Here is a 21,817-nt window from a genome sequence, read left to right as displayed (position 1 = left end):
TCCGTTATCTGTCCCCGGTGGACGGTCGTCCGATCCCCGGTGTGCGCACCGGCGACACGGTGGCGTCGCTCCCCGGCATCAACACCTTTGCCGAGCTGTTGCAACTCTCGCTCGAGGACCTGCAGGGCGCGGTCGGCAAGCTCGGGGAGGGCGAGCCGGCGGAAGGGCTGAAGTTCCTGCCGCCGCTCGACGGGCGTGGTGAGGTGTGGTGCGCGGGCGTGACGTACGAGCGGTCGCGCGGCGCCCGGATGGAGGAGAGCACCGAGCAGTCGGTGTACGACAAGGTCTACAGCGCCGACCGGCCTGAGCTGTTCCAGAAGGCGCCGGCCTGGCGGGTCGTCGTGGACGGCGAGCCGGTCGGTATCCGGTCCGACTCCGGTCACGACGTACCGGAGCCGGAGCTCGCGGTAGTTGCCAACAGCCACGGTCAGATCGTCGGGTTCACGGTCTGCAACGACATGAGCTCGCGCTCGATCGAGGGCGTCAATCCGCTGTACGTACCGCAGGCGAAGCTGTTCGCGGGCGGTTGTGCGCTGGCGTCCGGGATCCGCCCGGCGTGGGAGGTCTCCGATCCGAAGAACCTCGGCATCCGGCTGGTGATCGAGCGGGACGGCGCGGAGGTGTTCTCGGACACCACGTCGACGGCGAAGCTGGTGCGGGAGCTGCAGGACCTGATCGACGTACTGTTCCTGCCGAACGACTTCCCCGACGGCGTGATCCTCGCGACCGGCACCGGGATCGTCCCCGAGCTGGACTTCGCCCTCGCCGAAGGGGACGTCATCACGATCACGATCGACGAGGTCGGCACCCTCACGAATACCGTGGCCGTAGGCCGGGAACCGTTCGCGTTCCTGGCAACCGACAACCTGGAGGGAATCCGATGACGCAGGACACCACGCCCGCCGAGCTCGAGCAGGCGCTGGCCGCCGCGACGGCTGCTGCGCCCGCGTTCGGTTCGTCCGAGCCGGCCGTCCGGGCCGGGTGGATCCGCGCCGTCGCGGATGCGTTGGATGCGGCGTCCGGCGAGTTGGTGCCGATCGCGATGCGCGAGAGCTCGTTGCCTCAGGCCCGGTTGACCGGCGAGGTTGCCCGGAGCACCGGACAGCTGCGGATGTTCGCGGACGTGCTCGAAGAAGGCTCGCTGCTCGAAGTCGTCATCGACACCGCCGATGCGCAGGCTAAGCCGGTGCCGCGGCCGGATCTTCGGCGCGTACTCGTCCCGCTCGGGCCGGTCCTGGTGTTTGCCGCCAGCAACTTCCCGTTCGCGTTCAGCGTCTGTGGCGGCGATACCGCCTCCGCGCTGGCGGCCGGGTGCCCGGTGATCGTCAAGGCACACCCTGGACACCCGGAGCTGTCCGCGCGGACCGCCGAGGTGATGATCGCGGCGCTGAAGACCGCCGGAGCACCGGACGGAACGTTCGGCCTGATCGCCGGCTTCGACGTCGGCGTCACCGCGCTGAAGGATCCGCGCATCACCGCGGCCGGCTTCACCGGCTCGGTCCCGGCCGGCAAGGCGCTGCACGAGATCGCCGTCACCCGCCCGGAGCCGATCCCGTTCTACGGCGAGCTCGGCAGCCTGAACCCGGTCTTCGTCACGCAGGCGGCGATCGATGCCCGTGGCAAGGACATTGCCGGCGGGTACGTCGGTTCGTTCACGCTCGGCGTCGGGCAGTTCTGCACCAAGCCCGGACTGCTGTTCCTGCCGACCGGCCACGGCCTGCAAGAGCAGCTCGTCGAGGCCGTCGGCGGAGTCGCCGAAGCCCCGATGCTCAACGACCGGATCAAGGACGGCTTCAGCTCCGGCCTCGACCGCCTCGAAAAGGTCGACGGCCTCCGGGTCTGGTCCACCGGCGCCGCAACGCTTCTGCAGACAACGGTCACCGAGCTACTCGCCCGCCGCGACGAGATCCTCGAGGAGTGCTTCGGCCCGGTCTCGATCGTCGTCGAGTACGACGGCGTCGACGAGCTGAAGGCGGCCGTCGAAGCGTTCGAAGGCAATCTGACCGCGACGCTGCACGCCGAGGACGAAGACGCCGACCTCGCCCGTGAACTTCTCCCACTGCTGACCGCCCGAGCGGGTCGCGTGTTGTGGAACGGCTGGCCGACCGGCGTCGCGGTGAGCTGGGCGCAGCACCACGGCGGCCCCTTCCCGTCCACGGTCGGCTCGATCCACACGAGCGTCGGCGTGACGGCGGCCCGCCGGTTCCAGCGCCCGGTGGCGTACCAGGACGCGCCCGACGCGGTGCTCCCCGACGTACTCAAGGACTCGAACCCGGCCGGCATCAGCCGCCGGGTGAACGGAACCGTGACCACAGGTGAGGTGTCGCGATGACTGACGAACCGACCAACGAGCGCGCCGTCGACGAACCGGACGAGCCGATCGGGCTGCGGAGCTACGACCACTGGTTCGGCGAGAAGGGCCGCAACGGGTTCATCCACCGGTCGTGGATGAAGTCGCAGGGCTTCTCCGAGGAGGCCTTCGACGGCCGCCCGGTGATCGGGATCTGCAACACCTGGTCCGAACTCACACCGTGCAACGCGCACCTGCGCCGGCTCGCCGAGTCGGTCAAGCGCGGCGTCTGGCAGGCCGGCGGATTCCCGCTGGAGTTCCCGGTCATGTCGCTAGGCGAGACGCTGCTGCGGCCGACCGCGATGTTGTTCCGCAACCTGCTCAGCATGGACGTCGAGGAGTCGCTGCGCGGCAATCCCCTCGACGGTGTGGTCCTGCTGACCGGCTGCGACAAGACGACGCCCGGCTCGATCATGGGCGCCGCGAGCGTCGACCTGCCGACGATCGTCGTCACCGGCGGTCCGATGTTGAACGGCAAATTCCGCGGCTGCGACATCGGCTCCGGTACGGCGGTCTGGCGGTTCACGCAGGACCTCAACGCCGGCCGGATGTCGGCCGAGGACTTCGCCGCCGCCGAGGGCGGCCAGTCGCGCAGCAACGGCCACTGCATGACGATGGGCACGGCGTCGACGATGGCGTGCATGGCCGAGGCGCTCGGTCTGCAGCTCACCGGCGGCGCGGCCATTCCCGCCGTCGACTCCCGCCGGTACGTGGTCGCCCAGAAGTCCGGGCAGCGGATCGTCGAGATGGTGAAGGAAGACCTCAAGATCAGCGACATCCTGACCCGGGATGCCTTCGCGAACGCCGTCCGGTCGAATGCGGCGATCGGCGGCTCGACGAACTTCGTCATCCACCTGCTCGCGATCGCCGGCCGGGTCGGCGTCGACGTGACGCTGGACGACATCGACCAGTGGGCGCGCGGCGTCCCGTGGCTGGTCGACCTGCAGCCGTCGGGCAAGTACCTGATGGAGGACTTCTACTACGCCGGCGGCTTGCCCGCGGTGCTGAAGGAGATCCTGCCGCTGCTCAAGACCGACGCGATCACGGTCACCGGCAAGACCCTCGGCGAGAACGTCGCTAACGCCGAACGGATCGAGGCGACGTACCCCGGTGGTGCTCCGGGCGATCCGACGTACGCCGTCATCCGGCCAGTCGGCGATCCACTCGGGAGCGGCGCGGGAACCGCCGTACTGAAGGGGAATCTCGCGCCGGACGGTGCGGTCATCAAGCAGTCGGCCGCGTCCGAGCGGCTGTCGAGGCACCGCGGCAAGGCGCTGGTGTTCAGCAGCATCGAGGACTACGACAAGGCGGTCGAAGACCCGGACCTGGACGTCGACGAGGACACCGTGCTGGTGCTTCAGAACGCTGGCCCGCGCGGGTATCCGGGGATGCCCGAGGTCGGCAACATGACGATCCCGCGGAAGCTCGCCGAGATCGGTGTCGACGACATGGTGCGGATCTCGGACGCCCGGATGAGCGGTACGGCGTACGGGACCGTCGTACTGCACGTCACGCCGGAGGCGGCTGTCGGTGGGCCGCTGGCGCTGGTGCGGACCGGTGACTGGATCGAGCTCGACGTACCGGCGCGACGGTTGCATCTGGACGTGTCGGACGAAGAGCTGGAGAAGCGGCGAGCCGACTGGCAACCGCCCACGCCGCCGACCGATCGCGGCTGGGCCCGGTTGTACGTCGACCATGTCACGCAGGCGAACCAGGGCTGCGACCTGGACTTCCTGGTCGGCCGCACAGGTTCAGCCGTCGGACGGCAGAGTCACTGATGAGCTGGGGACCCTTCGAGGCGGTTCGAGGACTTCGGCCGTCCGGCACCCTCCCGCAGGTGACGCCGATCAGGCGGATCCTGTCGGAGGTGCCGACCTCGGCCGATCCGTACGCCGAAGCGCGCGCTGCGCTCGAGCCGCTCCGCGAACGGATCCGGCCCGACGCGCGGATCGCGGTCACTGCGGGCAGCCGGGGGATCCGCGATCTCGTGCCGGTGGTGAAGGCCGCCGTCGACTGGCTGAAGGACGCCGGCGCCGCACCATTCGTCATCCCGGCGATGGGCTCGCACGGCGGCGCGACCGCGGACGGGCAGCGCGAGATGCTCGAAGGGCTCGGCATCACGCCCGAGTCCGTCGGCTGCCCGATCGAGGCGACGATGGAGACCGTGGTCGTCGGCACGCTCGACGACGGCACCGAGATCCACCACGACGCGATCGCCGCCAAGGCCGACGGTGTACTCCTGGTCAACCGGGTCAAACCGCACACGGACTTCCACGGACAGATCGAGAGCGGGATCGCGAAGGTTCTCGCGATCGGTCTTGGCAACCATCGCGGCGCCGCCTCGCTGCACGCCGGCGGCATCCCGTCCCTCGGCGGCAACATCGAGGCCGCGGCCCGGATGGTTGTTGCGCAGGGCAAGATCCTCGGCGGTCTCGCGATCCTGGAGAATTCGCTCGATCAGACGGCCTCTGTCGAACTCGTCGAGGCCGACGGGATCGCCGGATCGGCCGAGAATGCCTTGCTGCAAAGGGCTTCCAGCATGCTCGGCCGGTTGCCGTTCGACGAGCTCGACGTTCTGGTGATCGATGAACTGGGCAAGGACAAGTCCGGCGCCGGCATGGACACCAACGTGATCGGTCGTTGCTGGGTGCACGGAATCCCGGAGTTCGAGTCGCCATCGATCGCGGCGATCAGCGTGCACTCGTTGACGCCCGCATCGCACGGGAACGCATCCGGACTCGGGCTCGCCGACGTTATCCCGGCCCGGTTGCTCGAGCAGATCGATCTGCGGGCGAGCTACGTGAACGCGTTGACCTCCGGTGCCGGCGGTGCGCGGCGTTCCCGGTTGCCGATGGTGATGGAGGACGACGAGGCCGCCGTACTCGCGGCTGTGACGATGTGCGGGCGACGGCACTGGTCCGAGCTGCGGCTGGCCCGGATCAAGGACACGCTGTCCCCGCACGAGCTGATGGTGACGCCGGCTCTGCTCGACGAGGCGGCTGAGCGTTTCGACCTGGAGATCACCGGTACGGCGCGCGACCTGACGTCGGGCGGGAGCCTCGGACCTTGGAGCGAGTGATGAACCTTCGCGAAGCACGTGCCCTGCTCGCCGATCGCGGTTTCGCGCCGGGGGACACCTCGACCCGGACGTTCCCGGACGGGTCGCCGTACAAGGTCGAGATCCCTTCCTGTGAAGGCCCGCGGGTGATGACCGCGGTGCTGGAGGAGGCAAAGTCGCGCGGGATCACGATCGATCGGGTGTCGCAGGGCAGCGGCGTGATGATGCTGACCGACGGCGAGATCGAGGAGATGCTCTCGCTCGGCGCTTCCTCCGGTGTCGAGGTCTGCCTGTTCCTCGGTCCCCGCGGTTCGTGGGACATCGGCGGTCAGGCGAAGGTTTCGGCCGCGGTCGGTGGTGTTGCGCGGGGCAACGAGCAGGTCGCGGCATCGCTGTGCGACGCATTCCGTGCGGTGGAGCTCGGCGTACGGAGTCTGTTGGTCGGAGACATCGGCGTACTGGAGATCATGGGCCGGTTGAAGGTCGAGGGCGAGCTGCCCGCGGATCTGGTGCTGAAGACCTCAGTGCTGATGCCGTTGCCGAACGCACCGACCGCCCAGCTGTACGAGCGTCTCGGTGCGACCAGCCTGAACGTGTCGACCGACCTACCCGTGCCGGTGCTCGCGGAGATCCGCTCGGTGACGACGGTTCCGATCGACATGTACATCGAGGTCCCCGACGACCAAGGCGGCCACGTCCGCTTCTACGACGTACCGGAGATCGTCCGCGTCGCGGCGCCGGTCTACTTGAAGATGGGCCTGCGCAACGCGCCGAACATCTACCCGGTCGGCGCACACCTGGCCGGTACGGCGGAAGCCCTCGGACGGGAGCGTGTCCGGCGGGCGGAGTTGATCCTGCGGCTGCTCGCCGAACAGGATGAGGCATGACTCTCGTAGCCCGGCTTCGATCCGCGTTGGGCGACGCGGCGGTGGTCGATGATCCCGATGTGCTTGACAGCCATCGGCACGACCACGCGACGTTCTCACCAGCCGGGGTGCCGCGCGTGCTGGTGCGGCCGGCGTCGACCAGCGAGGTCGCCGAGGTACTGCGAGCCGCGGGCAGCTTCGGCGTACCGGTTGTCACACAAGGCGCGCGGACCGGGTTGTCCGGCGCGGCGAACGCGATCGATGGCTGCTTGTTGCTGTCGACTGCGCGGATGAACCGCATCCTCGAGGTCTCGGTAGGGGACCAGGTCGCCGTCGTCCAACCGGGTGTCGTGAACGCCGACCTCTCGCGGGCCGTGCTGGAGAAGAACCTCTTCTATCCGCCGGACCCGTCGTCGTGGGAGATGTCGACGATCGGCGGCAACATCGCGACGAACGCGGGCGGGTTGTGTTGTGTGAAGTACGGCGTGACGTCGGACTTCGTGCGCGCCGTCGAGGTGGTGCTGGCGTCGGGCGAGATCGTCCGTACCGGGCGGCGTGCGGCGAAGGGCGTTGCCGGATACGACCTGACGCGGCTGATCGTGGGATCCGAAGGCACGCTGGGTGTGGTCACCGAGGCGACGCTTGCGTTGCGTCCGGCGCCTGAGGCGGCGCTGACCGCGGCGGCGACCTTCCGCTCGATCGAGGACGGGATCGCAGCCGCGGCGGCGGTGATGGCGTCCGGGCTGCGGCCGTCGTTGCTGGAGTTCCTCGACCAACCGACTCTGCGCGCGATCCAGGACTACCGCGACATGGGTCTTCCGGGCGATGTCGGCTCGATGTTGCTCGCGCAGTCCGACCGCGGGCCCCGAGCGGCCGAGGACGTGGCCCGCATCGCGGCGATCTGCGCAGAACACGGCGCGATCGAGGTCGCCGAGGCCTCGGACGTCGAAGAGTCACGGATGCTGCTCGAGGCGCGCCGCCTGGTGAACTCCGCGCTGGAACCGCTCGGGACGACGCTGATCGACGACGTGTCCGTACCGCGTTCGCAGCTGGTCGCGTTGCTGCGCGGGATCGCCGAGATCGGCGACAAGTACCAGGTGCTGATCTGTTGCCCAGGGCACGTAGGCGACGGCAATATGCACCCGACCGTGGTCTTCGACCGCAACGACCCGGCGGCCGAGGAGCGAGCCCTGGAAGCGTTCGGCGCCGTGATGGAGTTGGGCCTACGTCTCGGCGGAACGATCACCGGCGAGCATGGCATCGGCACCCTCAAGGCGCAGTGGCTGGAGACCGAGCTGGGCCCGGTCGGCCTTGAGCTCCACCGCCGCATCAAGCAAGCCTTCGACCCCGACAACCTCCTCAACCCTGGGAAGGTCCTCCAAGCCTTCTGAACAGCGCCTCAGGCTGAGGAGCGGACGACGAGTTCGGGATGCACCCAGGCGCCGTCGCCGGTCAGCGGCTCCTGGCCGGCCAGCATCCGCACGACCTGCTCGACCGCCAGCCGGCCGACCTGCCGCTTGTCGATCACCAGCGAGGTTAGCGGCGGGGTGATCAGGTCGCCGAGGGCCAGGCCGTCGAACCCGATGACTGCGATGTCCTCGGGAACCCGGAGTCCGCGAGCAATCGCGGTCCGGACAGCGCCCACCGCGATCAGGTCGTTGAAGCCGATCACCGCGGTGACGTCCGGATGTGCGTCCAGCAGTTCGGTCATTGCGACCTCGCCGCCTGCGACGCTGTGGGGAGCGCCAGTGATCGTCCGGCCCGCCTCCCGGGTCTGGTCCAGGAATGCCAAGCGCCGGACGCTCGGTTCCTGCTCGGGCGAGCCGTCCAGCATCCCGATCCGCACGTGGCCTTTGGCAACCAAGTGGGCGACTGCCTGCCGCATCCCGTCGGTGACATCGATGCCGACGGCACCGAACCGGGTCTGATCGGGAGCGCGTTCGAGGATCACCAGCGGAAGACCTCGGACATGCTCGGCCAGGACGTCGTCGCTGGCGTCGCAGTACCCGACGACCGCGTCGACCTGCTGCGACAGCGTGTCCAGCGCTTCGAGTTCGTCCTCGGTGCCTCGCGACTCGGCGACGACGACCTGCCAGCCGCGATCCTTGGCGACCTCGAGCACGCCGGCGGCAACCTCGGGGAAGTACGGGTTGGTCAGGTCTGAGACGACCAGGCCGACGGTGACTGTGTCGCGCCCGCGCATGCCGCGGGCGAACCGGCTCGGCCGGTAGCCCAAGGAGCGGGCCGCCTGCAACACCCGCTCCTTGGTTTCCGGGTCGATCTCGCCCTTGTCGTTGATCGCCCGGGACACGGTCTGCCGGGACACACCGGCGAGGCCGGCCACATCGTAGATGGTGGCCCGCCCCGCCCTGATCGGCTGTTCGCGTCCCGACATGTCACCACCCGTCTCGATCCGTCCCGCGCATCCTACGGGCGATCCTGTCAGGTCAGGCGGACCAAGGAGCCGCCTGCAGTGATTCCGATCGACGTGCGTACGCCGGCCACGCTGAGGTCGACGATGTACGTCGTACCGGACCAGCGGGTGGCGTACGTGACGGCGCCGGTGGCCTTGACCGGTGCGATGAACGACAGGATCGACGCCGTAGTGCCGGAGCGTGCGAACATCAGCGTCGGCGCGGACAGCCGGGTGTTGATGTTCGGGTAGGTCCAGCCCTGGATCGGCTTGGTCTGAGCCTGCTTGAGGAGGATCGCGCCGGGTGGCAGTGCCTGCCGGTACGGCACCTGGAACAGGATCGTCCGGGTGTCCTCACCCGTCTTCGACGCCAGGGCGGTGGTCCGTGAGTACACGGTCGCCTTCTGGTCCGCGGGCAGGTGCCACAGCGTCTGGAACTGCTGGGCGGTCTTCGACGACGCGCGGTCGAGCGTGACGACCAGGTCCGGGTTGTTCAGCACGAGTACGGCGCGGACGCGGCTGATGCCGGGCCCAGGTACGTCCGAGAACTCGAAGAAGTCAGCGCCCGGCTTCACCTGGGACCGGGTCAGCTTGGTCGCGGGCAGCGTGTCGGCGGAGAGCGGCGTCGTCATGGCGCTGCTGGCGAACGGGCTCTTCGCCCAGGCCCGCCAAACGTCGTTCTGGTACCCGGCGTGCCCGCCGTCGATCAGGATGTCCCGCCCGCGGGCGGTGTAAGTGAGCGACGTGTGGTCACTGTGACCGTGTAGTTGCCGTGTCGGCCCATACCTGATGCTGTACGACGACTGGCCCGCGAAGCTGCCCCATCCGGAGCGGCCGAAGACGTAGCCCGCGGAGAACATGCCGACACGGTCCGTCGGTGCGACCCCGGTCGCGCCTTGCGTGCCGGCGTACTCGAGCGGTGTGCCGGCGACGGGCGCCGTACGGACGACCTCGGAGTCGCCGATCTGGTGCAGGTTGCCGAGCGAGTTCGTTGCCAGCGCGAGCCAGTTGGCCAGGAGCGTGCGGCGCGCGGAGATCGTCGTACCGGGGTCGGCGCCGCATGCGCGCAGTACGTCGACGGCACGGCCCCAGAGGGAGTAGTTGAACTGCGCGTACGCCGTCGACTGTTCGTTGGTCGAACCCTCGGCATCGATCGAGGTCGTGATGCCGGCGTTCAGGCGCTGCTGCGCGAGCGTCATGTAGTCGGTGCGGTCGAGGGTGCAGCCGACGCCGAACAGCGCGATGCTCTCGTCGGTGCCGTGGTTCCAGGCACCGCTCCAGTTGTTGACCAGGAACGTCGCGTGGTCCAGCAGCGCCGCGTCGAGCCATGCGTACTGCGTCGGCAGCGTGGTGACGTTCAACCCGGCGAGGACTGCTTGCCGGGTGCAAATGATCACGTTGGTGCGGTGCATCGTCGACTCCCAGGCGCCGACGTCACCCTTCCAGGAGTACGGATTGTCGCGGACCCAGTCGTGGACGATCGTCGTCACGTGGTCGATCGCGGCGGTGTCGCCCAGGCCGGCGGCGGTGATCCCTTGGCCGAGCCAACGAAGTGAGTGGAACCACATGTACCAGCTGGGATTGCTGTACGGGTTCAGCTTCCAGTTGATGTTTCCCTTGCCGTCACCAACCTTGTACGGCTTGAACCCGCCCCACGTGTAGGTGTCCTGCATCACGGACGAGAGCGGCGTCGCGTCGTCGACCGTGCTGAAACCCGGGCAGGTGTAGGTGCCACCTGTTGCTGTGGTGATCGCTTGGGCACTCTTCGCAGCCACTGCGGTCGCCGGGACCACGTTTGTTGCCCCTGGCACGAACTGCGCTGCCTCAGGCTCCGGCAGATCCGCGGCGATCGCGATCCCCGGCCCGGTCTGAGCCGTCGCGACACCGGTGGTGCCCGCGAGGCCCGCGGCCACGAGCCCGAGCACCAGTAACCATCTCGTCATGCATTTCCCCACCCACTCGCCCGCGGCCCCCCGGCCGGCGGTGACAGACCTGTACAACCGCCACGATGGTGAGTGGGTGGAGAAAGTTGCGATGACTTCTCATCATTTTCAGTAGCTGAGTGACTACTCCTCGACGGAGATAACGCGGATCCAGTCGGAGCAGTCGGCCTCGCACCACACGTGATCACCCGCGTGGGCGATCCGATCCCGCTGCACGTGCCCGCAGGCGAGCTGCACCCGCCGCAACGCATGACCCTGCTTCACCGGAGCACCGGTCCTACCGCCGGGCACTCTTTTCTTCCTGAGGTCGGCCATAGCCGGTCCTCCTCTCCTTCTTGTTGTTGGCAGGGCGGCCGGTCCTTCCCGGCCGCCCAGCGGTGAGAGTGAGATTCGAACTCACGAGCCGACATGCCAGCCGACGGACGGTTTAGCAAACCGCTGCCCTTACCCACAGGCGGATCTCACCTGAGGTGTCCTGCCGTCCCCCTGAGGACGGCAGGAACCTGTTCAGCCCTTGACGCAGATGACCTGCTTGAGGTGGGCCACTACCTCGACCAGGTCGGACTGGGCGGCGATGACGGAGTCGATGTCCTTGTAGGCGGCGGGGATCTCGTCGATCACCCCGGCGTCCTTGCGGGACTCGACACCCGCGGTCTGCGCGACCAGGTCGTCGACCGTGTAGCGGCGCTTCGCCTCGTTGCGGCTCATTCGGCGGCCTGCCCCGTGTGAGGCCGAGTAGAACGAGCGCTGCGAGCCGAGACCGCGAACGACGTACGAACCGGTGCCCATCGACCCCGGGATCAGCCCGAGGTCCCCGAGCCCCGCCCGGATCGCGCCCTTGCGAGTGACGAGCAGATCGAGCCCGTCGAACTGCTCCTCGGCCACGTAGTTGTGGTGGCACGAGATCGGCTGCTCGAACCGCACCTCGACCGCGAACGACTCCCGCACCGCCTGCATCACCAGTGCGAGCATCACCGCGCGGTTGCGGGCGGCGTACTCCTGGGCCCACGTGAGGTCCCGGCGATACGCGTCCATCTCCGGCGTACCGGACAGGAACACCGCCAGGTCACGGTCCGGAAGGTCCGCGTTGTGCGGCAGCTCCCGGGCGATCCGCATGTGTCGCTCCGCGAGCTCCTTGCCGATGTTGCGGCTGCCGGAGTGCAGCATCAGCCACACGCGGTCCTCGTCGTCCAGGCAGACCTCGATGAAGTGGTTGCCTCCGCCAAGCGATCCCATCTGCTGCTTGGCCTTGCGCTCGCGGTCCTGCACCCCGTCGTGCAGGCTCGTGAACCCACCCCACAGCCGATCCCACGGCCGCGGGTCCAGCCCGAGCCGACGTACGCCGACCGGGTCCCCGTGCGAGCGGAACCCAACCGGTACGGCGGCCTCGATCCGCGAACGAATGCGGGACAGGTCGTCCGGCAGATCCGCAGCTGTCAGCGAGGTCAGGACACCTTCCATGCCGCACCCGATGTCGACGCCGACGGCAGCCGGCGACACGGCCTGGTACATCGCGATCACGGACCCGACGGTCGCGCCCTTGCCGAGGTGCACGTCCGGCATCACGCGAACCCCGTGAACCCACGGCAGCGCCGCAATGTTTCGCAGCTGCTGCAGTGCCTTCGCGTCCACGTCGTACTCCTGAGCCCACATCAGTGTGGAGCTCTTGGCACCACTCAGCTCAACCGGAAGCTCCACGATTCCCCTCCTTGTTCGATGGCGTACAGCTGCCAGGGCAGGAGTCGAACCTGCGGGGCCTCGGGTCAGAACCGAGGGTGGGTCGCCGGCGCCCACCTGGCATCGCGTTCCGCCGCGACACCGGGTGGGTGTCGCGTCAGAGCGCTAACTCGGCACGGGAAGGGATCCACGGCTGCCACAGCAGTGGCATGCCGGCCTCTTCCGGTGTTCGCGAGCCCTTCTTCTCGTTGCACCCGGAGTGCGCGGCGACGGCGTTCAGCCACTCGCCGCGGCCGCCCCGTGATCGTGGGATCACGTGATCCATCGTGCTCGCGCCGGGCTTACCGCAGTACGCGCAGAGGTACTTGTCGCGCTTGAGCACGCCGGCGCGCGTGTACTGCAGCCGTCCCGACGCGTACCGCCACTTCATCACGACGTAGCGGACGAGACGCAGTACGCGGGGGAGGGGGAACGGTCCGATGCTGGCGCCGTCGTGGGCTTCCTCGACGACGGCGACCTCGCGGACGAGCATCCGGATGGCGTGCGGGATCGACACGACGTGCAGCTGCTCGTACGAGGCGTTCAGGACGATCACACCGCTCATCAGGTACCTCCTCCCATCCAGTGTGCCCGACCTGGCGTTCCCAGGTCGGCGATCTCGGTACTGCGTGGTGTTGCGTACGGCGACTGTGCGTGAGGCCGGCGTACTGAGGGTGTCCGGCGGGGCTCGAACCCGCTTCCTCCGGGGCCACGTCCCGGTGCATCGCCCGCTTCTGCTTCGGACACAGCACGCCCGGCAGGATTCGAACCTGCACCCCCCGGCTTCGTAGGCCGGTGCTCTCTCCAGTTGAGCCACGGGCGTTCGTGTGCCCTGCGCCGGATGTACTGCGGATTTCCGTCGCAGGGCACGCTTGCGGCGCCCGCTCGGCCGGTAGCAAGCATCCTGCGGGCGCCTGGTCCAGCTGGGAGGACTCGAACCTCCGTCGCCCTCATCCCAAATGAGGTGGCCTCGCCGCTGGCCTACAGCTGGTAATTTCTGTGCAATTGTCAATTGGTCGTGCCGGTATTCGTGAATACCGGAAAATTACATGTCGAATTGACCCGGGTTGCGGGCAAAAGAAAAGAGCCGCCTGCTGCCGGTACCCGGCTCAGACGGCTCCTGGAGGTCTCCCCACTCGGAGATCACCCAGGCGGACCGCCCGCGTGCGGGCTAGGCTCGATGCAGAGCTGGTGGTAGTCGAACGCGTTCTCGTCGACGGGTCGCAGGCATGCCGACAAAACCATGCGGCCGCGCCGCCAGGTCTTTGTCAGAGTGCTTACGCCGTACACGATGTCTCCTCAGGGTTTCGGTCCTTGCGGGAATTAGTCTCGCCCATCCCGCTCAACCAAGTCAACGCATTTCCCGCATCATTTGTTCCCCCGGTTAATTCCGCACCGGTCCGACGTACGCCGTCCCGCCCAGGTTCCCGGCCGGGTGATCCGCACCACAGCCCCACCCCCTCCGCCGGCAACCGATTCGGAATCACCCCCCGACTCCCGCTACACTCTTGCCTCGGCACCCGCCGCCTTAGCTCAGTCGGCAGAGCGTCTCACTCGTAATGAGAAGGTCGTCGGTTCGATTCCGACAGGCGGCTCCACACGAACCCCCAGGTCAGGACCCAGTTTCCTCGCCCGGGGGTTCTGTCGTTCCCGGCCCAAGTTCCCTCGGTGCCCCTCTGGTGCCCCCGATCCTCTTGGCGGCGTCCCACAGGTTCTGGTCGATCAGGTGCCCGTAGAGGTCCATCGTCATGGCGGCAGAGGCGTGCCCCAGGATGCGCTGGACGACCTTCGGATCTGCCCCCGCGCCCAGCCAGACGGAGGCCGCCGTGTGCCGCAGATCGTGGACGCGCAGCTTAGGCATACCGATGGCCTTGATCGCAGCTGACCACCGGACCGATCGCTTCCAGTTGCCTTCGCTCAGCGGCCCACCTTGTGGAGCATGGAACAGCCACGCAGCGTTCACCTTGTCGCCTGCCCAGCGGTCGACGATCGGGACCAGGTCGTCGACGAGGGGCACCGTCCTGGCGCGCTTGTTCTTCAGCGTGTCAACGAACAGCTCGCCGGATCCACCACTGGCGAGCACGGCGCGTTGGAGACGCAGACCACGTCCCGGCACGTACACCCGGTCTCCTGCTTGCAGTCCGGCTAGTTCGCCCCACCTCAGGCCACCCAGCCCGAGTACGAGCACCATCTCGGCGTACGTGCCCTGGCAGGCGTCGGCCAGGTCGTGGAGCTGGTCCTCGGTCAGATGGATGCCGTCTCGGCGCGCTTGTCCACCGCTCGGGAGCTTGACCGCTGCTGCCACGTTCACCGTCATCCGACCGTCAGCGATTGCATAGTTGAGGATCGAGCGGAGGGTTGCCAGGTAGCGGGTCACGCTGGACGGACTCCGACCGGCAGTGATTTGCGCACCGACCCAGCTCGAAACCTCAGCCGAGGTGATCGAGACGAGCGGGGCGTTGCCGAAACGTGGAGCGATGTGGAGTCGCCAGTCGGCTTCGTCGGCTTCCCGCGTCCGGCGCTTCGCTGAGCTACGGGACTCAAGCCAGTCGATCGCAACTGCCGAAAGAGATACACGACCCCGTTTCGGATCCGTCCACTCGCCGAGCCGGAGCTTGCGAGTCTGGTCTTGCTCCCACGCCACGGCATCGGACTTCCGATCGAAGACGCGAGTAGCCACCTCTCGGCCGTGCGACTTGATCCGTGCGCGATACCTGACCTGCCCACCCTTGGTGTAGCGCTGGACGCTCATCAGGCGGCCTCAGACTCGCGCTGCGATTCGAGCCAGGTAGCGATGTCTCGCGCGTCCCAGACCAGCCGTCGACCAACCTTGATCGCCGGAGCGAACCGACCTTCCTGACGAAGCCAACGGATCGTGAGCACAGGTACCCGGAGGTGCTGGGCAACCTCATCGATGTTCCAAAGAACCGCCTCGTTCATGGCTGCATCCCCTCGTGTCATGCCGCCGGGGTGGCGGGGTCGTGGTCGGTTGCCGAATTGGAGTCGCGGGGTGCGGGTCCGGCGCGTTTGGCTTGCTCGTAGTCGGTTCGCCAGCGGATGCGTTCGTTGATGCCTCGGGTGAGTACGCCGTGCCAGGTGGGTAGGTCGTTGTCGTTGTTGCGGTCGACGGGTTCCCAGAGGTAGCGGGGTGTTCCGTCCTCGAGGTGTTCGGTCGCGGCGTAGCGGTCGGTGTCTTGCATGTCGACTCCGGCAGCGGCCAGGGTTTGACGGACGACTTCGGCGCGGTCGGCTTTGTGCTCTGACAGGGTCTTGCCGGTCCACTGACGCGACACCAGGACCCGACGCCCACCGAGTCCCAGGTGATGCCGGTCGTGGGCCTTGGAGGGGCACCAGCCGGGCCGCATGCCAGCTTCTGCGCCTTGGGGCTGGACGCCGTAGCGGAGCCAGTTGGAGCAGGTCGGGGAGCAGGGGAGCCAGCGGACTTCGCGGTGGAGCCGGTCGAGGTGGATCGCTTGTGGAGCAGTGATTTCGTCGTCGTCGCCGTAGGTGTCGGCGATGGACTTGGCGAGGTACTTGGTCAGGTAGCCGATCGCTCTGCCGACCTTGTCGTCAGCGGTGCCGAGGATGCCTTGGTAATCCAGCTGAGTCCCGAGCCTGACCACATGCGCGGGAGCGGCGCCCGGGTCGTCTCCGATCGCGTCGAGTGCCTCGTCCCAGGTCGGCAGGGGCGAGCCGTTGACCGGGTCGACAAAAGCGCCGGCTAGCTCGTCCCACCGGGGCAGCTCGTCGCCGACGTACACCGGGCGCTCGCACGGTGGCCACCACAGTTGGGTGTAGGTGGCGGCGGCAACGTCCTTGACGGTCTGACGCGGGATGACGCCCCGGACGGCGGCGTGCAGGTGGGGGGCGAGGCGGCGTTGCGCTTCGACGGTGGCGAAGTACTGGACCTTGTACCCGGCGCAGCGGCGCAGGTTCTGCCAGAACCGGTCAACGATCTTGGGGAAGTGCAGAGCGTCCATCGCGGCCCGGTGGTAGTCGTAGGACTCGGGATCGGCCGGCGTGCCGTCGGACCGGACCTTGCCGTACGACGGGAGGGTCAGGGTGAGGAACATCGACGGCCGGTAGGTCTGGCCGTTGGCGCCGGTGAACGTGGTGCCAACGGTGCGGTTGTCCATCGGCACCCGAGGCAGATCGGGAGCGTCCTGGCGGCGGCGGGTAGACCGGACACGGCGCACGGTTTCGTCGTCGGCCTGGTCCTCGTCGTTGTCCGAGGCTTCCGCGAGCTCGTCGGCCTGGTCGTCGTCGACCGAGGGGATCTCGTCGTCGCGGTGCCAGCCCTCGCGGCATTGCTGCATGCGGAGTTTCCTGGCACGGTCGGCGCACGGTGGGCATTGGCGGTGCTGGGTGGAGCCGCACGGGATCGGGATCACGGACTGTTCACCGGTGGTGGTGTCGGTCATCCGCGACAGCACCGGGCGGACGCAGACACCGTTGCGGACGGCAAGGTCATGCAGGACGTCGGGGGCGATTTGGCCGAGGGTGGAGATCATCGGGGACCATCTCCCCGCCGTGGCTGGTCTCGGTCACCGGCCCACGGGATCCGTGCCGTGAGGTAGACGCGGACGCCCGGGGAACCGTGGTTGGGGTAGAGCCGGTGTGAGCCGGTGAAGTCGAACACCACTGCGAGGACCTTCAGCATGATCTCGATCTCTTCGGGGTCGCCGGAGACGCGGAGGCGCACGGTCATGACGCCTGCCTCCACAGCAGTTCCGGGAGCAAGGTGGAGCCGTCGAGGGCGTCGACGATCGGGACACCGGCAGCGATATCGGTCCGGATCACGTCGCGCTGAACCTCGGTCGTGGCACCCCACACGCCGAACTCCTCATCGTTCGCGAGGGCCGAGGCGAGGCAGGAACGACGGACCGGGCAGAACGAGCACCGGTCCACTGCGGCAGCGGTGGCCTGGCCGGGTTCGGGGAAGCAGGAGTCGTCAGCCACCGAGCGGCATTCGCCCATGCCTTGCCAGCCCGCGACGATGTATGCGCCGATCTCGGCTCGCTGGTCGACGGTGAGGGTCGGGGTCTCGAAGACGAGTTCGAGCTGGCCGGGGATCTCGCGGACCTTCATGCTGCCTCTCCCGTCTCGGGGTTGTCGGTCGGGTTGGTGGTGTTGCCGGGGGCATCGATGGAGTGCAGGACCCGGCGCGGGCGGTAGTCGCGTGCCATGGCGCGGATCTCGTCGTCGGTGACGTAGGCGGCGCGGACCCTGGTCGCGTGCGCGTGGCCTTCGGTCAGGACGTAGCCGATGCCGGGCAGAGATCGGGGGATCGAGTCGCACAACGCGCCGTTGTCCCAGGCCTCGTCACCGAGCACCATGTCGACCTCGTTGGCCTTGCCGAGCCGGAGCGCGATCTTGTCCGGGAACAGGTCGCGCCACTCGCACACTCGCTTGGTGACGTCTTGAACTGCGGCTAGGACGTGGAAGCCCGGAGCGCGGCCCTTCGTGAGGAGCAGACCGAGCGCGTTCTCAGCGCGGCCCTGGAGACGCCGGTCAGGTTGCAGCGCGGTCAGGGTCGCCAGCTCGTCGACGACCACCATCACGAGCGGTGTCGCGGTGGTCGGGTTGAACTTCCGGGTCGTACCGCGCAGCCGCCTGCAGCGTTCGTCCATGTCGCTGGCAGCGTCTTCGAGGAGTGCCACCATGGCTTCGTAGTCGTCGCGTTCGTAGCGGGTGAACAGGTCCTTGCCGAACTCCAGCTCCATCCCGCCTTTGGGGTCGACGGCCCAGATCTCGACCAGCCCGGCACGGATGAACGGGGCCAGCGCCCGCAGCGTCGACCAGATGATCGAGCCCTTGCCCGAGCCGGTCGCACCAGCGATGAAGACGTGCGAGCCACGGACGCGCAGCCGCCAGGGCATGCCGTCGTCGGCGTACCCGATGACCAGTCCATCGAGGATTGCCGGATCGAGTGACTCGACGATCGGGATCGCGGAAATGGTTGCTTGCAAGGGGTTGCGCATCTCCAGGTCCAGCCAGACCCGGCCCGGACGGTCCTTGCGGGTCCGGGCGTCGAGGGCGCGCATCGACTCGGCCAGGTGGGTGCGCTTGTCGTCGAGTTCCTTGCTTGTGAGTCCGACCGGGAGTTGGAGCAAGAGCCGGTCGACGCTGGGGGTGTAGCGCAGTTTGACGATCCGGGGACGCATCACCCGGCCGGTGGTCTCATCGGTGATCCCGAGGCCACAGCGTCCCATCCAAAACCGCCAGGCCAGCCCGTAGCGGATCCAGCGGCGATACCACTGCACAACCGGGACCCAGACCAGCCGGTTGAACGACGACCGGTGCTTGAACCGCCACCCCAATGCGCCGGCCAAAACGAGGACCACGACCAAGACGCGGACGAGCCAACCCCACCGGGACACCTGCACGGCCACCACTGCGGCGACCATGAGCGGACCGGTGAGGCCCGGACGGCGCAGCAGCGCGAACACCAGGTAGGCGAGGGTCTTAACCAGCCGCCCCAGTACTTGAGCCAGTTTGGTAACCATGGGTTCATCAGCCCCGTCCTCGTTCGTGTTTGTGGAATCGCCGTGCGACCGTGAGCAGTTCTGCGCCTGCCCGTTCCAGGGACCCCATCGCGAGGACGCAACCGCGTGCCGCGTCGGGATCGGGTGCGTTCACGAGAAGCCGGTTGGCCTTCTGTAGAACGGACCTGGCGTCGTCGAGCTGGTTCATCACCCGGTGCAGCTCGACGATCGCGTCCAGGTCGTTGTCGACACCAAGCGCCTTGGCCCAGGCGACCAGGAGCCGACCCTTCGGAGTTACAGCCATCGGTGTCACCGCCTCTCGTGGATTCGGAAGCCGCGCAAAGCGTCCTCGACCGCGGTCACCGACAGGTCGATGCGGCCCAGCGCCTTGCTCAGCTCGCCGTTGAGGTCCTTGCTCGGGGCACCAGAAACGGCGCGGGCGGCAGACCGGACCCGGTCCTGACCGTCGAGCAGCCGACCGAGCAGCCGCTGAAGAACCCCGACAGCCTCGTCATCGTTGGCGACCCCGAGCGAGTCAGCCCACACGTCCAGGTCACGCCGAGTCGCGAAGAGCGGCATCAGATCCACCCCTCGGCGTACAGCAGTCGCGAACCGGAGATCGTCGAATCGTCGTCGTCTTCGCCGTCCTCGAAGTCGTCTTCGTCGTCGAGGGGGTTGTCTTCTACGGTCGGGTCGTCATGCCGCTCCCACGCCGTATCTACGAGCATCGAGGCCAGCGACTTGCGGGCCTCTGCGATCAAGTCGCCAAGTCGATCCAGGTCGGCCAGGTCGTGAGTCATGACGGCGACTTCTCCGGCACCGTCGCCGATCTGCATGGACACGAACGGCGAACCGGTAGTAGCGCGAGGAAAGCTCGCGAGCCGGAGACCAGTGGTCGGCCGAAGATGGACTCCGACCGACACGCGCGCGCTGAGTTCGTCAAGCATCACGGTCACCGTTCTCAGGCCGCAGGCTTGTTCGCGGCGGCGGAGTGTCTCGGCGCTCGGATCTCAGTGGCCCGGAATGACCATGCCAGCCGAGCGCGGTTGCCGTTCTCCGCGACGTACGGGGTCGCCGTCATGCCCTCGAAGACCACCTGCGTGAACGGGCTACCCGGTGCCTTCGCGGGCAGCACCGGCTGCACCTTGGACACGATCTTGATCGACACGGTCCGGTCCGCCTTCCGAGCATCCGGGTCGCCGTCGATCACGTCCACCGACCAGATCGGCAGGCCGGTCTCTTCGTCGGTCGCGAACACCGCCCGCTCCTTGGTCGAGCGGTCGAAGTCCCTCACCTCAGTCACAGCCGAAACCGCGAACGCGCCATATGGGAACGCGTCGTCGAAGGTCACCTTGATCTTGCGGGGCATCGCCATGGTGTGATCTCACCTTCACTCTTCGATTCGTACCAACCTTTGGTACATCACCGACTTTAGGTACAGATTGGTGCCAGGTCAAGAGGGATGAGACCATTTGTTGGGACAACTTTCGGAAGGTACGCACATGGCGCAGTCAGAGCCGCTCTATCGGCAGATCGCGGCCGACCTTCGCGAGCAGATTCGCGGCGGTCAGCTCAAGGCAGGGGACCGGCTGCCGACCGAGGCCGAGTTGCGGGAGCAGTACGGCGTCTCCCGGAATACCGTCCGGCTTGCCTTCGCCCAGCTCCAGAACGAGGGCATGATCACGAGCACCCAGGGTCGCGGCACCATCGTGCGCGAGCAGGTCATCACGACCTATCACGCGAGCTGGGCCGAGAGCCGCGACCGGATGTCGAGTGACCAGGTCGATGCCTTCCACGCCGAGCAGGCCGCCCAGGGGCACAAGTCGGCCTACCGCGACTTCGAGATGCGGATCGTCCCGGCCTCGCCCGACCTGGCGGAACGGCTGAGCGTCGACGAGGGGGACTCGCTCGTTTCGCGATCGTTTGTCCGCCAGGTCGACGGCGAGCCGTCGAGCTTGCAGGACAGCTACTACCCGATGGACATCGCCCAGGAGTGCGGCCTACTCACCCCGCACGACGTGGCGGGCGGAGCGATTCGCGCCATGGCCGCCAAGGGGCACGTAGAGATCGGTTACGTCGACGAAGTCACCACGCGGATGCCCCGGCCGGACGAGTCACGGAAGCTCGGACTGGGTATCGGTACGCCGGTCCTCGTCTACGTCCGCACCACCTACAGCGACACGCGCCCGCTCCGCCTTACGCTGACGATCTTCGCGGGTGACCGGAACCGGCTCGTCTACGAGCTCGGCGACATCAGCGGCTACCACGGCGAGAACGGATACGCGTCGTGATCATCGAACAGGCCACCATCGACGACCTGCCGGTCATCCTCGCGATGCGGCAGGAGGCGAGCGATTGGCTCGCCGAGCTGGGTATCGACCAGTGGGCCGCCGCGTGGCCGACGCCCGAGGCACAGTCCGAGCGCATCCTCACCAGCATTAGGGCAGGGGAGACGTGGATGGTCCGTGACGATGACGGGGCCACCGCCGCCACCGTCGCGCTCGACTCGTTCTCCGATCCCAAGCTCTGGACGCCCGACGAGCAGCGCGAGCCGTCCATGTACCTCCACCGGCTAATCGTGCGCCGCAAGTACTCCGGACTCGGCACCGACGTGATCGAGTGGGCGTGCAAGCGAGCCGGCGAACTCGGCAACAACTGGGTCCGCATCGACGTGTGGACCGACAACGTCGGACTGCACCGGTACTACGAGCAACGAGGATTTGTCCACGTCCGAACGCTCGACCTGAGCGACTACCCGTCCGGAGCCCTGTTCCAGCGGAAGTCCACTGACCCGCACCAGGCTCAGCCCGACGCGGCAATCACCGAGCTGCCGCACGACCTGCCGACCCCGAGCCAGCCCGACACCTCAACTCGCCGGATGCGGATCACTCTCGTCCCCTCCATCACCTGACGCCGTTCTTGCCTGTGCCGGGTGATGCACGATGGATTCGCGTCACATGATGTGCGACATGGGTAAGGAACTGAG

At 67.6% G+C, this 21,817-nt stretch carries 23 protein-coding genes and 5 tRNA genes; 9 read left to right on the top strand and 19 right to left on the bottom strand.

From position 1 onward, the window contains the following. The first annotated feature begins 17 nt into the window (after positions 1–17). From ACQPYH_RS41915 to ACQPYH_RS41890, 6 genes are read left to right on the top strand one after another with little or no spacing between them, the layout of a single operon-like run. Positions 18–884 carry a fumarylacetoacetate hydrolase family protein gene (locus ACQPYH_RS41915; RefSeq protein ID WP_432883524.1) on the top strand — a complete coding sequence of 289 codons (867 nt, stop codon included), beginning with the start codon at positions 18–20 and terminating at the stop codon, positions 882–884. Then, a complete protein-coding gene (locus ACQPYH_RS41910; protein ID WP_432883522.1) occupies positions 881–2,332 on the top strand; it encodes an aldehyde dehydrogenase (NADP(+)) in 1,452 nt (483 codons plus the stop codon). The genes ACQPYH_RS41915 and ACQPYH_RS41910 overlap by 4 nt, the downstream gene beginning before the upstream one ends. Continuing rightward, positions 2,329–4,128 (top strand): IlvD/Edd family dehydratase, encoded by a 1,800-nt coding sequence (locus ACQPYH_RS41905; RefSeq protein ID WP_432883520.1) that lies wholly within the window; start codon positions 2,329–2,331, stop codon positions 4,126–4,128. Before ACQPYH_RS41910 ends, ACQPYH_RS41905 begins: the two co-directional genes overlap by 4 nt. Before the next feature lie 59 nt (positions 4,129–4,187). After that, positions 4,188–5,429 (top strand): DUF2088 domain-containing protein, encoded by a 1,242-nt coding sequence (locus tag ACQPYH_RS41900; protein WP_432883518.1) that lies wholly within the window; start codon positions 4,188–4,190, stop codon positions 5,427–5,429. After that, the gene (locus ACQPYH_RS41895) at positions 5,429–6,295 is read left to right on the top strand and encodes a U32 family peptidase (protein ID WP_432883516.1); all 867 of its coding nucleotides are present in this window, start codon (positions 5,429–5,431) and stop codon (positions 6,293–6,295) included. The genes ACQPYH_RS41900 and ACQPYH_RS41895 overlap by 1 nt, the downstream gene beginning before the upstream one ends. Continuing rightward, entirely contained in the window at positions 6,292–7,665 is a 1,374-nt protein-coding gene (locus ACQPYH_RS41890; RefSeq protein ID WP_432883513.1) for an FAD-binding oxidoreductase, read from the top strand. The genes ACQPYH_RS41895 and ACQPYH_RS41890 overlap by 4 nt, the downstream gene beginning before the upstream one ends. A gap of 8 nt (positions 7,666–7,673) precedes the next feature. Here the strand turns inward: ACQPYH_RS41890 and ACQPYH_RS41885 are convergent, their stop codons facing one another. The 9 genes from ACQPYH_RS41885 to ACQPYH_RS41845 form a co-directional block, all read right to left on the bottom strand. Beyond that, positions 7,674–8,669 (bottom strand): LacI family DNA-binding transcriptional regulator, encoded by a 996-nt coding sequence (locus ACQPYH_RS41885; RefSeq protein WP_432883511.1) that lies wholly within the window; start codon positions 8,667–8,669, stop codon positions 7,674–7,676. Positions 8,670–8,716: 47 nt separating this feature from the next. Next, positions 8,717–10,630: a heparinase II/III domain-containing protein gene (locus tag ACQPYH_RS41880; protein WP_432883508.1), complete on the bottom strand. Its 1,914-nt coding sequence runs from the start codon at positions 10,628–10,630 to the stop codon at positions 8,717–8,719. Between the two features lie 123 nt (positions 10,631–10,753). Further along, entirely contained in the window at positions 10,754–10,945 is a 192-nt protein-coding gene (locus tag ACQPYH_RS41875) for a hypothetical protein (RefSeq protein ID WP_134110201.1), read from the bottom strand. A 60-nt stretch (positions 10,946–11,005) separates the two neighbouring features. Next, positions 11,006–11,096 (bottom strand) — tRNA-Ser (locus ACQPYH_RS41870). 41 nt (positions 11,097–11,137) lie between these two features. Next, positions 11,138–12,328, bottom strand: coding sequence for an RtcB family protein (locus ACQPYH_RS41865; protein ID WP_432883505.1), 1,191 nt, complete (start codon positions 12,326–12,328; stop codon positions 11,138–11,140). 29 nt (positions 12,329–12,357) lie between these two features. Next, positions 12,358–12,430: transfer RNA gene (locus ACQPYH_RS41860), tRNA-Gln, on the bottom strand. A gap of 34 nt (positions 12,431–12,464) precedes the next feature. Then, positions 12,465–12,911 (bottom strand): HNH endonuclease, encoded by a 447-nt coding sequence (locus tag ACQPYH_RS41855; protein WP_432883503.1) that lies wholly within the window; start codon positions 12,909–12,911, stop codon positions 12,465–12,467. Between the two features lie 184 nt (positions 12,912–13,095). Beyond that, positions 13,096–13,169 (bottom strand) — tRNA-Arg (locus ACQPYH_RS41850). 92 nt (positions 13,170–13,261) lie between these two features. Next, positions 13,262–13,337: transfer RNA gene (locus tag ACQPYH_RS41845), tRNA-Pro, on the bottom strand. Positions 13,338–13,868: 531 nt separating this feature from the next. On the opposite strand from ACQPYH_RS41845, the gene ACQPYH_RS41840 reads away from it, so the two are divergent. Next, a tRNA-Thr gene (locus tag ACQPYH_RS41840) sits at positions 13,869–13,944 on the top strand. 14 nt (positions 13,945–13,958) lie between these two features. On the opposite strand, the gene ACQPYH_RS41835 is transcribed toward ACQPYH_RS41840, so the two are convergent. From ACQPYH_RS41835 to ACQPYH_RS41790, 10 genes are read right to left on the bottom strand one after another with little or no spacing between them, the layout of a single operon-like run. Beyond that, positions 13,959–15,098, bottom strand: coding sequence for a tyrosine-type recombinase/integrase (locus tag ACQPYH_RS41835; protein WP_432883500.1), 1,140 nt, complete (start codon positions 15,096–15,098; stop codon positions 13,959–13,961). Further along, entirely contained in the window at positions 15,098–15,286 is a 189-nt protein-coding gene (locus ACQPYH_RS41830; protein WP_432883498.1) for a helix-turn-helix transcriptional regulator, read from the bottom strand. Before ACQPYH_RS41830 ends, ACQPYH_RS41835 begins: the two co-directional genes overlap by 1 nt. 17 nt (positions 15,287–15,303) lie before the next feature. Further along, the gene (locus tag ACQPYH_RS41825) at positions 15,304–16,857 is read right to left on the bottom strand and encodes a replication initiator (protein ID WP_432883496.1); all 1,554 of its coding nucleotides are present in this window, start codon (positions 16,855–16,857) and stop codon (positions 15,304–15,306) included. Continuing rightward, positions 16,854–17,054 (bottom strand): hypothetical protein, encoded by a 201-nt coding sequence (locus ACQPYH_RS41820; RefSeq protein WP_393163056.1) that lies wholly within the window; start codon positions 17,052–17,054, stop codon positions 16,854–16,856. The genes ACQPYH_RS41825 and ACQPYH_RS41820 overlap by 4 nt, the downstream gene beginning before the upstream one ends. Next, positions 17,051–17,434, bottom strand: a complete 384-nt coding sequence (locus ACQPYH_RS41815) for a WhiB family transcriptional regulator (RefSeq protein ID WP_432883493.1) — start codon at positions 17,432–17,434, stop codon at positions 17,051–17,053. The genes ACQPYH_RS41820 and ACQPYH_RS41815 overlap by 4 nt, the downstream gene beginning before the upstream one ends. Continuing rightward, positions 17,431–18,852 (bottom strand): FtsK/SpoIIIE domain-containing protein, encoded by a 1,422-nt coding sequence (locus ACQPYH_RS41810; RefSeq protein ID WP_432883490.1) that lies wholly within the window; start codon positions 18,850–18,852, stop codon positions 17,431–17,433. Before ACQPYH_RS41810 ends, ACQPYH_RS41815 begins: the two co-directional genes overlap by 4 nt. Positions 18,853–18,859: 7 nt before the next feature. Continuing rightward, positions 18,860–19,135 carry a hypothetical protein gene (locus ACQPYH_RS41805; RefSeq protein ID WP_432883488.1) on the bottom strand — a complete coding sequence of 92 codons (276 nt, stop codon included), beginning with the start codon at positions 19,133–19,135 and terminating at the stop codon, positions 18,860–18,862. A gap of 5 nt (positions 19,136–19,140) precedes the next feature. Continuing rightward, positions 19,141–19,410 (bottom strand): hypothetical protein, encoded by a 270-nt coding sequence (locus ACQPYH_RS41800; protein ID WP_432883485.1) that lies wholly within the window; start codon positions 19,408–19,410, stop codon positions 19,141–19,143. Then, positions 19,410–19,778 carry a hypothetical protein gene (locus tag ACQPYH_RS41795; protein WP_432883483.1) on the bottom strand — a complete coding sequence of 123 codons (369 nt, stop codon included), beginning with the start codon at positions 19,776–19,778 and terminating at the stop codon, positions 19,410–19,412. Before ACQPYH_RS41795 ends, ACQPYH_RS41800 begins: the two co-directional genes overlap by 1 nt. A 14-nt stretch (positions 19,779–19,792) precedes the next feature. Next, on the bottom strand, positions 19,793–20,206 hold the full coding sequence (locus tag ACQPYH_RS41790; protein ID WP_432883480.1) for a hypothetical protein: 414 nt from the start codon (positions 20,204–20,206) through the stop codon (positions 19,793–19,795). Positions 20,207–20,333: 127 nt separating this feature from the next. On the opposite strand from ACQPYH_RS41790, the gene ACQPYH_RS41785 reads away from it, so the two are divergent. Both ACQPYH_RS41785 and ACQPYH_RS41780 read left to right on the top strand, forming a co-directional pair. Further along, positions 20,334–21,122, top strand: a complete 789-nt coding sequence (locus tag ACQPYH_RS41785) for a GntR family transcriptional regulator (protein WP_432883478.1) — start codon at positions 20,334–20,336, stop codon at positions 21,120–21,122. After that, positions 21,119–21,742, top strand: coding sequence for a GNAT family N-acetyltransferase (locus ACQPYH_RS41780; RefSeq protein ID WP_432883476.1), 624 nt, complete (start codon positions 21,119–21,121; stop codon positions 21,740–21,742). Before ACQPYH_RS41785 ends, ACQPYH_RS41780 begins: the two co-directional genes overlap by 4 nt. The last annotated feature ends 75 nt before the right edge of the window (positions 21,743–21,817 follow it).

Origin of the sequence: Kribbella sp. CA-245084, from assembly GCF_050942355.1 — a bacterium.
In the GTDB taxonomy this organism is placed as follows: Bacteria; Actinomycetota; Actinomycetes; order Propionibacteriales; family Kribbellaceae; genus Kribbella.
Note: the sequence above shows the minus strand (reverse complement) of the source record. Positions and strands in the feature narration are given on the sequence as shown.